Raw genomic sequence first — 11,412 nt, forward strand, 5'->3', positions numbered from 1 at the left:
TCCCGGCCAGAGCGGCTTTCTTCGCGCCTCGGTTAGCCGCCCCGCCCCGCGATTGCAAGGCAGGCGGGCGGCCAAGCGACGCGGCGAACCGGTGGACAGCGCGGAAATCCCGCGCCTAGGTTCGCCGGGAGGGAGAGACCACGATGACGACCATACCAGCTTGCATGCAAGCCCCGGCCGCCCGATGACGGCCGCCCCCCTGCACGACGCCGGGATAGAGCCACCCGCGCCCGCGCTTGGCCGCCAGTGGCTGATCCTGGCGGGGCTCACGTTCGGGCTGTGCGTGACCAACGGGTTCGCGCGGTTTGCCTACGGTCTGCTGCTGCCCGCGATGAAGGCAGAGTTCGGCTGGACCTATGCCCAAGCGGGCTGGCTGAACACCGCGAACGCGTTGGGCTACGTGACCGGCGCCATAGCCTCCTACATCCTGATCCGACGCGTCAGCCCGGCATTGTTGTTCAATATCGGCGTCCTTACGACCATGATCACGCTGATGGCCACGGGCTTTGCCGAATCGCTGGTCGGACAATCCGTCTGGCGCTACCTGACCGGCCTTTTCGGCGCGCTGTCCTTTTCCACCGGCGGCGCGCTGGCCGCGGCGCTGTTTCCCGGAGACGCCCGCCGCAATGCGCTCGCCATCGCGATCTATTTCGGCGTGGGCGGGGGGCTTGGCATCTGGCTGGCCGGTGCAACCCTCCCTTGGGTGCTGGAGATCTACGGCACCGCCGGCTGGCCCTACGGATGGATCGCCATCGGGATCATGAGCGTCCTGCTCACGCCCCTCAGCCTCTGGTCCGGTACCGCGCTGCGCCCGCCGGCCAACGCCCCCCGCCCCACCGCCGCCCGCCTGCCGGTCCGTGCGATGCTGGGCCAGATCGGCGGCTATGCCGGCTTCGGGCTGGGCTATATCGTCTACCTGACCTTCATTGCCGCGTGGATGACCGAACGGGATGCGGGCGCCGCGCAGATCTCGCTTGCCTGGGTGCTGATGGGCACCGGGATCGTGCTGTCACCCTTCCTGTGGCGCGGTCTGTTCGCCCGCTTTGCCGGCGGGCTGCCGCTGGCCCTGATCCTCGCGTCCGTCGCCATCGGAACGCTGCTGCCGCTTGCGATGCCGACGACGGCCGGGCTTCTCCTCTCCGCCGCTGTCGTCGGGCTGGCCGTCTTCCAGTCGCCCGCCGCGGTCACCAATTTCTCGCGCCAGAACCTGCCGCCGGCGGTCTGGGGACAGGCGATCAGTCTCTTTACGCTTGTCTTCGCCGTGGCGCAGACGATCGGCCCCATCGGTGCCGGGCTTGTGGGTGACCTGACGGGCGATATCGGCAATGCGCTGATCGCCGCCGCTTGCATCTTGCTCGCCGGCGCGCTCTCGGCCATTCTCCAACGTCCACTGAAGACCGGCTGACCGCAGGAGCCCGCGCCATGACCGGAGATCCCAATTCCAATGGCCTCTGGGCCGTGTCCGCGGCCGAAACCTTCTCGGCCCCTGCCCTGACGGACGACATTTCGGTCGATCTGGCCATCATCGGTGGCGGCTTCACCGGCACCGCCGCGGCACTGGCGGCCGCGAAAGCCGGCGCCAGGGTCTGCCTGCTGGAAGCCAACCGAATCGGCCATGGCGGATCGGGACGCAATGTCGGACTGGTGAACGCCGGCCTCTGGCTGCCGCCGGACACTATAACAGCCCAGTTGGGCCCCGAGACCGGGGAGCGCCTGTCCACCCTCCTTGCCACCGCGCCGGACCTGGTCTTCGACCTGATCGCCGAACACGCAATCGCGTGCGAGCCCGTCCGCAGCGGCACGCTTCATTGTGCCCACGCGCCCTCCGGCCTGCGCGATCTGCAGAACCGCCACGCCCAGCTTACCGCCCGCGGCGCGCCGGTTTCGCTGCTGGGCGACACCGAAACCGCCAGCCGGACAGGCACCGATGCATTCGGCGGCGCACTCTTCGATCCTCGCGCGGGCACCATCCAGCCGTTGGCCTACAACCGTGGCCTTGCCCGCGCAGCGCAGACCGCCGGCGCCCTGATCCACGAAGCCACCCCGGTGCAGCGAATCGCACCCGATGGCGAGGGCTGGACGCTTTCCGCACCGGGCTGGACGATCCGGGCGGGCGCGATGATCATGGCCACAAACGCCTATCACCAGCCCTTCCGCGGCGCCGAAACACCGCCACATCTGCTTGTGCACTTCTTTCAGGCCGCGACGGCCCCGGGCCTTGCGGAACAGGTCGTTCCCGGTGGCGAGGGCCTGTGGGACACCGCGCCTGTCATGACGTCGCTGCGCACCGACGCTGCGGGGCGCGTGATCCTTGGCGCGATGGGCGCGCTCGACCATCCGGGCGGCGGCCTTCATCGCGGCTGGGCCGAACGCAAGCTGGCACGCCTGTTCCCGCATCTGAAAGGCACACCGTTCCAGCAGGTCTGGTTCGGACGAATCGCCATGACACCGGCCCACCTGCCGGAGATCCAGCGCCTCGGCCCGAATGGCCTGGCCGTGCACGGCTATTCCGGCCGCGGTATCGGCCCTGGGACCCTCTTCGGCACGCGGTTGGCCGAGGTATCTCTGGGCGCCGATCCGTCCCGTCTGCCGGTCGCCCCGATCGCACCCTACAGGCTGAAAGCGCCCGGTTTGCGCAGCACGATCTTCGAAACCGGGGCCACGGCGCTGCATGCGGTATCGGCCCGGTTCTAGGGTCTTTCGCAATTCCTTCGAATTACAATGGCCTCAATCCGGAACACGGAACGGTCTATTAAGTTTTTGCGCATAACGTCTGCCGGACATCGCGACATCGGGCGAACGGGCGCAAATACATGACAGCAGACATGCCACAGGCAAATGATTCGGACGACACCCCAACGTCGGACGACTCCCTTCCCGCGGCTGGGAAAGCGAAAGGCGCATCGGACGCCGCTGCCGCCGGGACAACCGGCGATCACGGCTGCATCCGACTGCCGGAACTGGTCGACTTCACCGTGTGCGAGGATCTCGCCGCACGGATCGGGGCCGCACGTCATTCAGCGCTCGAAGTCGACGCTGAAAAGGTGACGTTCCTCGGAACGCTCGGCCTGCAATTGCTGCTGTCGGCCCACGCCCAGTGGCAGCGTGACAAGGCAGAATTCACCGTAAGCAACCCATCGTCCGGTTTTCTGGACGGCCTGAAGGAACTCGGCGTTTCCGATTCCGTATTCGACAGCTGACTGACGAGGACTGACAGAAAATGGCGAAGAGAATTCTCGCGGTCGACGATTCCCGCACGATGCGGGCCATGCTGTCCCAGGCGCTTGTCGAGGCCGGGTACGAGGTCGACCTGGCCGAAGACGGCGCGCAGGGGCTGGAACGCATCACCGAACAGGTGCCCAACCTCCTGATCACCGACATCAACATGCCGAAGCTCGACGGCTTCGGCCTGATAGAGGCGGTGCGCGGGCAGAAGAACCTGCGCGCCCTGCCGATCCTGGTGCTGACCACGGAAAGCGCCGCCGAACTGAAGATGAAAGCCCGCAAGGCCGGTGCCTCGGGCTGGATCGTCAAGCCGTTCGAAGAAGAAAAACTACTGAACGCCATCCGGATGGTCGTGGCGTGACCCGCTCCCGCGTTCCGGTTCCCGGAGGAGACTGCTCATGACAGATCTACGCACAGCCTTCTTCGAAGAATGCGAAGAACTTCTCGAAACGCTTTCCGACGGGCTTGCAAGCTTGGAAGAAGGCGCCGACGACAGTGAAACGGTCAACTCGATTTTCCGCGCGGTGCACTCCATCAAGGGCAGCGCCGGAGCCTTCCATCTCAATGCCCTGGCCGAGTTCTCGCATATCTTCGAAAACGTCCTCGACCTGCTTCGCGAAGGCAAGCTGTCGGCCGATGAAGACCTCATGCCGTTGCTCTACGCCGCGGGCGATCACCTAAGCTACCTGGTCGAGGCGGCGAATGGCGGTGTCGAGGTCGAACCCGACCGGGCCGCAGCCCTGGTTGCCGATCTGCGCCGTACGGCCAATGTCGAGGGTTCCGCAACCGAGGAGGAAGACCCCGATACCAGCGCCGAAGACGTGGCCGCCATCGGTGCCTTCCAGCCGATCAACCTGGATCTCGGCCTGCCCGACCTCGGCAGCATCGACACCGGTGAAGCGCCGGCACCGACCGGGCCGCCCAGGTACACGATTCGCTTCGCACCGAAGGACGAATTGTTCGAAACCGGTCACGATCCGGTTCTGATCTTCCGCGCCTTGCGGGCGCTCGGCCCGGTCGAAGCAACCGCGGACCTCACCGAGGTCCCCGCCTTTTCCGAGATCGAGTGGGATCGTCCCTACATCTCTTGGACGCTGACACTGCAAACCGAAGCCGGACGCGACGGAATCGAAGGGGTCTTCGATTTCGTATCCGATCTCTGCGATCTCGAGATCGTCCCGGATCTTCCGCCCAGCACGGCCCAGGCGGCCGAACCGCCGGCAGGCGGCGGCGAAACGCCGGATGAAGACGGCCCTGGCAACGTGGATACCGGCGATGCCGGGACCGCCGCCGCCGCACCGACGACCGCTGCTGCCGCACCCAGCGCACCTTCGGCGGCCAAACCCGCGGCGAAGAAGCCCGAAGGGAAGGCCGCCCGCGACACGATCCGCGTCGAACTGGAACGTGTCGACAGGCTGGTCAACATCGTGGGCGAGCTGGTGATCAGCGAAGCCATGTTGCGCCAGGCCATGTCCGACAGTGCAATGTCCGCACATGGGCCTGCCGCCAATGCAATGGGCCAGTTGCGCCAGCTTTCGGGCGAGCTCCAGGAAAGCGTCATGGCTATCCGCGCCCAGCCGGTACGTGGTCTCTTCCAGCGCATGTCGCGGATCGTTCGCGAAGTCACCCGCGAGACGGGAAAGAACGCGCGCATCGTGACTGAAGGTGAAGCCACCGAAGTCGACAAGACCGTCATCGAACGGCTCGTCGATCCGCTGACGCACATGATCCGCAACGCGATCGACCACGGGCTGGAAAAGCCCGAACAACGTGAAGCCGCAGGCAAGAAGGCCCTGGGAACGGTGACCCTGTCCGCCGCGCATCGCTCCGGCCGCGTCATTATCGAACTGCGCGACGACGGCGCCGGAATCAACCGCCCCAAGGTGCGTGAACTTGCCATTTCCAAGGGTCTGATTGCCGCCGGGGACGACCTGTCGGACGCGGAAATCGACAACCTGCTCTTTGCGCCCGGGTTCTCCACCAGCGAAAAGGTTTCGAATCTGTCGGGCCGCGGCGTCGGAATGGACGTGGTGCGCAGCGAAATCCAGGCCCTCGGGGGGCGCGTCTCGATCGCCTCGGAATGGGGCAAGGGAACAGTGTTCTCGATCAGCCTGCCGCTGACGCTGGCGGTACTCGAAGGCATGATCGTGGAGGTTGCGGGCGAAAAGATCGTCGTACCGACCACGACCTTGCGGGAAACCGTCCGCGCCAGCGAGGCGGCCATGCACTGCCTGGGCGATTCCGAGCGTGTCCTGTCGATGCGCGACGGGCTGGTGCCAATCGTGGATCTTGGGGAATCTCTTGGGTTCCGCGGCCGGGTCAGCGATTTTTCGGACCAGTCCTTGCTGCTGATCGAAACCGATACAGGGCAACGCACCGCTCTTGCGGTGGACCGCGTGTATGACCAGCGCGAAGTGGTCATCAAGGGGCTGGAGCAGAACTACCGCCAGGTCCCCGGCATCGCCGCCGCCACTATTCTGGGGGACGGTCGAATCGCATTGATCGCCGATACCGATCAATTCACCTCGACCGGTCCCGGAACCGCCGCCGCCAGCGTCAGCGCCAGCGGTGATATCTTCGACGACTTTTCGGATTTCGGAGTGTGACCTATGTCCGACGTGATGGAACAAACCTCGACCGGCCTGCGCGAAATCGTGTCCTTCACGATCAAGGGACAGGGCTTCTGTATAGACATTGGCCATGTGCTGGAAATCCGCGGCTGGACGCCAACGACCAAGCTGCCACATGCGCCGGACTACGTGACCGGGCTCATGAACCTGCGCGGCACCGTTCTGCCCGTCATCGACCTGTCGATGCGGCTGGGGCTCGGCCGGTCGGAACCCAATCCTCGCCACGTGATCATCATCGTGAAACTGGGCGACAGCACCGTGGGCTTCCTGGTGGAAGCGGTGTCCGACATCCTGACCGTGCGTCCGGAAGAAATGAAACCGACCCCCGATGTGGCATCGAATCAGACCAAGGACTTCATCGAGGGCGTCTTCGCACGCGACGAACAGTTGCTGCGCGCGCTCGACCTGAAAAGCATCATGCCGGCCGGACAGGGGGCACTCTGACCATGGGGCCAGCGCAACAGAGCGCGACCGAACCGGATCTGAATCTCTCGGATGCCGACTTCGCAGCGCTTGCCAATCTGCTCTACTTCGAAACCGGCATCTACCTGCCGGACTTCAAGCGCGCGATGGTCGTATCCCGCCTGTCGAAACGTCTGCGGGAACTGCGCTTGCCGGACATGAACACCTACCGCCGTCTGGTGGAAGGCGATCAGGGGCACGACGAACGCGCCCGGATGATTTCGCTGCTGACGACCAACGTGACCCATTTCTTCCGGGAGATTCAACATTTCGACGATCTGCGTGCAGCCGTGCTGCCCGGCCTGATCAAGGCCGCCCGTCGCGGCGAGCGTGTGCGCATCTGGTCTGCAGGGTGCTCGACCGGAGAGGAGGCCTACAGCCTCGCCTTCACGGTGCTCGACATGTGCCCAGAAGCGGCGACGCTCGACTTCCGCATACTGGGCACGGATATCGATCCCGAAGTGATCGCGACGGCGCAGCAGGGCATCTACTTCAACAAGCGGCTGAAGACCGTCCCCGAGCGCTACCTGGAGAACTACTTCGTCGCTGCGCCGGCCACGGCCGAAAAACGCGAGGTGGGCAATGAACCGCGACAGATCATAGCCTTCCGGAAACTCAATCTGCTGCAGGCCTGGCCTTTCAGCGGCTTCTTCGACGTCATCATGTGCCGAAACGTAACCATCTACTTCGAGAAAGAAACCCAGGATTTCCTGCGCCTGCGCTTTGCCGAACGGCTGAAATCCGATGGCCGGCTCTATGTCGGGCATTCAGAGCACAGGCTCGGCACTGAAAGTGCATTTTTCCGGCCGCTGAGTTCAGGGGTCTTCCTGCGCACCGATGCAATCGTGCGTCCGGAGATGATTCCCGCTTCCGCGCCCTATAGCCCCGAGGTCATCCGATGAGCATCAAGGATAGTTTGCGGATTCTGGTTGTCGACGACATGGCAATCAGCCGAAGCCTGATCACACAAGCACTGGACGAAATTGGCATTCGTCACTATCGCACCGAAAATGACGGCGCGCGCGCCTTCCAGTCATTGGCGACCCAGCCGGTTCACCTGGTGATTTCCGATCTGAACATGCCAGGCATGGACGGGTTGCAACTGCTTGAAGCAATCCGGACCCACAAGGAAACGGCGCGCACCGGGTTCGTGCTGGTCACCGGCAGGGCCGATGCGAAAACCCTGGGGCGCGGGCAGAAACTGGCGATGAACAACTATCTGCAAAAGCCGTTTGATACGCCGAAAATGAAGAAGTGCATCGAGACGGTTGTCGGCCGACTGTGAGGAACATGGCACTGGAAACAACAGGCCAGCCGCCCGAAACGGACGGCGAGCATCCGACCGGCGCGGATCCGCGCGCCGGCGCCGGGGACGGCGCGCCAAAGCAAGGATCGCACATGATGAGCGGACTTCATGACCACCCGCACCAGCCGATGGCACACGTGCTGGAACGCGTGGCCGAGGAGATGCAGGTGTCCATCGATCATCTGCTGGGCATCGAGCATGTGCTGGAAAAGATCCTGTCCGCCCCGGACATGCGGGCGCATGTCGGCTATGTACAGAACATCGACCTGGTCTGCCAGACGCTGGAGGACGTCGCCCGGATCTTGCGGTTCATTTCCGCCCTGGCACCGAGCGACGCGGAACTTGACCCTCAGGAAATCGGAGAGAAGATCAAGCTTGCCGATGTCCGGCACAGGCTGCTCGGCATCGCGCATTCCATGGCTGAACCCGAACATGCCAGCGGACATGTGGATCTGTTCTGAGGGCGGGAACCGGCGCGACGCGACGGGTCAGAACGGGAAAAGTCGCGCGCCCAACACGAAATCGTGGCGCGCGCCATTACCCGGCTTTGCCGTCACGCCATGCGGCGCTGCGGCACGGGTATCACACCGCCATTCAAACTGGTGAACGGATCGCATCCATATTGGCGCCCGGCACGCTCCGCGCTAACATGCCGTCATGCTGACGCGTTTTTTCCAGGCTTTTCGCCCTTCCCAGCCGGCACCGCTGCCCGATCCGGATGCCGAGCTTGCGCTTGGTGCCCTTCTGGTACGCGTGGCCAAGTCTGACCGCGACTACCAGGTCGAGGAAATCCGCCTGATCGACAGGATCCTGTCACGCCTTTACGCGCACAACGCGATCGAAGCTGCGAAAGTGCGGGCGACGTGCGAAAAACTGCACGCCGCCGCCCCCGACAGCGACACCTTCGCAAAGCTGATCCGCGAGACGACGGGGATCGACCAGCGGCTCGCCGCGCTCGACGCGCTTTGGGAAGTGGTGCTGGCCGACGGTGTCGAATCGCATGGCGAGCTGAGAATCGTCGAGGAAGCCCGCATCGCGATGGGTCTTTCGCTGGCCGACAGCGAAGCCGCGCGCAACCGCGCCGACGAAAGATACAGCGCGGGCGGGTAACGCACGGCCGGGCTTGGCCTTCCGGGCGCGCGGCTCTATCCTGCCGGTCATGTTCGATACATTGCTTCGCCGGCTGGCCCGGCCTGACCCCGATCCGTTGCCCGCCGAAGACGCCCGCCTGGCGCTCGCCGCGCTATTGGTGCGCATTGCGCGTTCCGACAATGATTATGCCGCCAGCGAGGTGGCCCGCATCGACCGGGTGCTTGCCACCCGCTTCGAGCTGACGACGTTCGAGGCCGCGGGCCTGCGTGCCAAGGCCGAGGCGCTGGAGGCACAGGCCCCCGACACGGTCCGCTTCACCCGCGCGATCAAGGAAGCGGTGCCCTACGAGGACCGCCGCGCCGTGGTGCAATCGGCCTGGTCGGTAGCGCTGGCCGATGGCGAACGTTCGAACGAGGAAGACGCGCTGATGCGCATGATCGCCAGCCTTCTGGGCGTGAGCGATGTCGACAGCGCGATGGCCCGCCAGCACGTGTCAAAGGGCAGCGCATCATGATCGCGATGCTGGGCATGTACGATCACCCGGCGATCCAGGGCGCGAATGACCGCTACTGGGCCCTGATCCGCGATCACCTGGGCCGCGGCCCCGAAACCCTGACCCGCGACCGCGATTTCTGGGACATGTGGCTGTCGCCCGACCTGCTGCTGGGCCAGACCTGCGGCCTGCCCTACCGGTCGCGCCTGCATGACAAGGTCACCAAGATCTGCACGCCGGATTACGGCCTGCCCGATTGCCCGGCGGGCCATTACAAGTCGTGTTTCGTGGTGCGCAAGGATTCGGATGTCCGGACGCTCAAGGATCTGGACGGGCTGCGGATGGTTTACAACGAAGATGTCTCCCAATCCGGCTGGGCCGGGCCGATGGCGCATCTCAGGGCCAACGGGGTCACGCCCGCCTCGGCCGAAGCCACGGGCGCGCATGTGAATTCGATGAAGGCAGTGGCCGAGGGGCGGGCCGATTTCTCGGGCATCGACGGGATCACCTGGAATACCCTGTTGGCCCATGAACCCGCCGCAGACACACTCAGGATCATCGACTGGACACCGCCAACGCCCGGCCTGCCCTACATCACCAGCCTGTCAAACGATCCGGAACCGCTGGAAAAGGCCATTCAGGCGGCAATCGACGGGCTTGCCCCGGCGGACCGCGAGACGTTGCAACTGCGCGGGATTGTCAACATCCCGACAGAGGAATATCTGTCGGTCGAAACCCCGCCGCATCCTGCGGCGGCTGCCTGACATGTGCGGCGGGCCAATTTCGGCCCCCCACCGGCAGTAGACCGGAGCATAAGATGGACCTCGCCGATCTGGGCGCCTTTGCCACCCTGCGGGTGGCGGCGGCGGACCTGAACGGGCAGATGCGCGGCAAGCGCGTGCCCGGATCCTATGGTGCGAAGCTGGAAGGCGGCGCCGTGCGCATGCCCTATTCCGCACTGAACGTGGACCTGTGGGGCGCCGATATCGCCGACAGCCCGCTGGTGTTCGATTCGGGCGATGCCGATGGCGTCCTGCGCCCGACGGATCGTGGCCCGGTGCCGATGCCGTGGATCCCTGCTCCCACCGCACTCGTGCCGATGACGATGCATCACGAGGATGGCCGCCCCTTCGCCGGCGACCCGCGCCATGCGCTGGCCCGCATCCTCGACCGTTATGCCAAACGCGGCTGGCAGGTGATGGCCGCGACCGAGATGGAATTCACGCTGCTGGACGACAGCGGCAACGCCCCCCTGCCGCCGCGCAACCCGATGACGGGCCGCGCGCTGGCGGGCGAGGCGGTGCTGTCGCTGGCGGAAATGGACGCGTTCGATGGCTTTTTCACCGCGCTCTACGATGGCTGCGCGGCGATGGGCATCCCGGCGCAATCGGCGATTTCGGAATCCGGCGTGGGCCAGTTCGAACTGGCGCTGGAACACCAGCCGGCCCTGCGCGCGGCCGACGATGCGTGGCTGTTCAAGGCGCTGGTGCGGGGCCTTGCACGCGCGCACGGATTTTCGGCCACCTTCATGGCCAAGCCCTATGGTGACGATGCCGGCAACGGGATGCATGTGCATTTCTCGGTCCTGGACGCCGATGGCAACAACGTGTTCGACGATGGCACGCCCAAGGGCAACGACGTCCTGCGCCATGCCGTCGCCGGCTGCCTGGCCGCGATGCCCGACAGTACGGCGATCTTCGCGCCGCACATGAACTCCTACGAGCGGTTCGTCGACGGGGCCCATGCGCCCACAGGCGCTGCGTGGGGCTATGACAACCGGACCGTGTCGATCCGCATTCCTGCCGGCCCGCCGGTGGCCCGTCGGATCGAACATCGCGTCGCGGGCGGGGACCTGAACCCCTACCTTGGCATCGCCGCCATGCTGGGCGCCGCGCTGAACGGGATCGAGGACGAAGCCGAACCGCCCGCCCCGGTCGAAGGCAACGCCTACGAGATCGAGGGCCTGCCGACGCTGGCGCCGACAATGGCCGCGGCGCTCGACCGGTTCGAAGCCAGCCCGCTGATGGCACGGATCTTCCCGGCGCAGCTGATCGACTGCCTCGTGCGGATGAAACGACAGGAAATCGAGCGGTTCGAGGCCCTTTCCCCCAAGGAACACTGGCTCTCCTACCTCGAAACCGTCTGATGGCTTGCTCCGGGGGCGCCTCCTCGGGTAGGAAGATTTGATCAAACTCTCCGGTGCT

The 11,412-nt window shown here is 65.1% G+C and carries 13 protein-coding genes; all 13 read left to right on the forward strand.

The window, feature by feature from the left end; all coding sequences use genetic code 11:
- Positions 1-184: 184 nt before the first annotated feature.
- The 13 genes from D4754_RS12290 (at position 185) to D4754_RS12350 (ending at position 11,354) form a co-directional block, all read left to right on the forward strand.
- Entirely contained in the window at positions 185-1,405 is a 1,221-nt protein-coding gene (locus D4754_RS12290) for a YbfB/YjiJ family MFS transporter (protein WP_121063918.1), read from the forward strand.
- A gap of 17 nt (positions 1,406-1,422) precedes the next feature.
- On the forward strand, positions 1,423-2,694 hold the full coding sequence (locus tag D4754_RS12295) for an NAD(P)/FAD-dependent oxidoreductase (protein WP_121063920.1): 1,272 nt from the start codon (positions 1,423-1,425) through the stop codon (positions 2,692-2,694).
- A gap of 119 nt (positions 2,695-2,813) precedes the next feature.
- Positions 2,814-3,200, forward strand: coding sequence for an STAS domain-containing protein (locus D4754_RS12300; protein ID WP_121063922.1), 387 nt, complete (start codon positions 2,814-2,816; stop codon positions 3,198-3,200).
- Positions 3,201-3,220: 20 nt separating this feature from the next.
- Positions 3,221-3,586, forward strand: a complete 366-nt coding sequence (locus D4754_RS12305) for a response regulator (protein ID WP_121063924.1) — start codon at positions 3,221-3,223, stop codon at positions 3,584-3,586.
- A gap of 37 nt (positions 3,587-3,623) precedes the next feature.
- Positions 3,624-5,831 carry a chemotaxis protein CheA gene (locus D4754_RS12310; protein WP_121063926.1) on the forward strand — a complete coding sequence of 736 codons (2,208 nt, stop codon included), beginning with the start codon at positions 3,624-3,626 and terminating at the stop codon, positions 5,829-5,831.
- 3 nt (positions 5,832-5,834) lie between these two features.
- Positions 5,835-6,299: a chemotaxis protein CheW gene (locus D4754_RS12315; RefSeq protein ID WP_240453865.1), complete on the forward strand. Its 465-nt coding sequence runs from the start codon at positions 5,835-5,837 to the stop codon at positions 6,297-6,299.
- A 2-nt stretch (positions 6,300-6,301) separates the two neighbouring features.
- A complete protein-coding gene (locus D4754_RS12320; RefSeq protein ID WP_121063928.1) occupies positions 6,302-7,219 on the forward strand; it encodes a CheR family methyltransferase in 918 nt (305 codons plus the stop codon).
- Positions 7,216-7,602, forward strand: coding sequence for a response regulator (locus D4754_RS12325; RefSeq protein WP_121063930.1), 387 nt, complete (start codon positions 7,216-7,218; stop codon positions 7,600-7,602). Before D4754_RS12320 ends, D4754_RS12325 begins: the two co-directional genes overlap by 4 nt.
- Positions 7,603-7,607: 5 nt before the next feature.
- A complete protein-coding gene (locus D4754_RS12330; protein WP_121063932.1) occupies positions 7,608-8,084 on the forward strand; it encodes a hypothetical protein in 477 nt (158 codons plus the stop codon).
- Positions 8,085-8,280: 196 nt separating this feature from the next.
- Positions 8,281-8,733, forward strand: coding sequence for a tellurite resistance TerB family protein (locus D4754_RS12335; protein WP_121063935.1), 453 nt, complete (start codon positions 8,281-8,283; stop codon positions 8,731-8,733).
- Positions 8,734-8,782: 49 nt separating this feature from the next.
- Positions 8,783-9,229: a tellurite resistance TerB family protein gene (locus D4754_RS12340; RefSeq protein ID WP_121064112.1), complete on the forward strand. Its 447-nt coding sequence runs from the start codon at positions 8,783-8,785 to the stop codon at positions 9,227-9,229.
- Complete coding sequence (locus D4754_RS12345; RefSeq protein ID WP_121063937.1) at positions 9,226-9,972, forward strand: phosphate/phosphite/phosphonate ABC transporter substrate-binding protein; 747 nt, start codon at positions 9,226-9,228, stop codon at positions 9,970-9,972. The genes D4754_RS12340 and D4754_RS12345 overlap by 4 nt, the downstream gene beginning before the upstream one ends.
- A gap of 53 nt (positions 9,973-10,025) precedes the next feature.
- On the forward strand, positions 10,026-11,354 hold the full coding sequence (locus D4754_RS12350) for a glutamine synthetase family protein (RefSeq protein WP_121063940.1): 1,329 nt from the start codon (positions 10,026-10,028) through the stop codon (positions 11,352-11,354).
- Positions 11,355-11,412: the final 58 nt, after the last annotated feature.

The organism is Chachezhania antarctica (assembly GCF_003646465.1).
Taxonomy (GTDB): domain Bacteria; phylum Pseudomonadota; class Alphaproteobacteria; order Rhodobacterales; family Rhodobacteraceae; genus Chachezhania; species Chachezhania antarctica.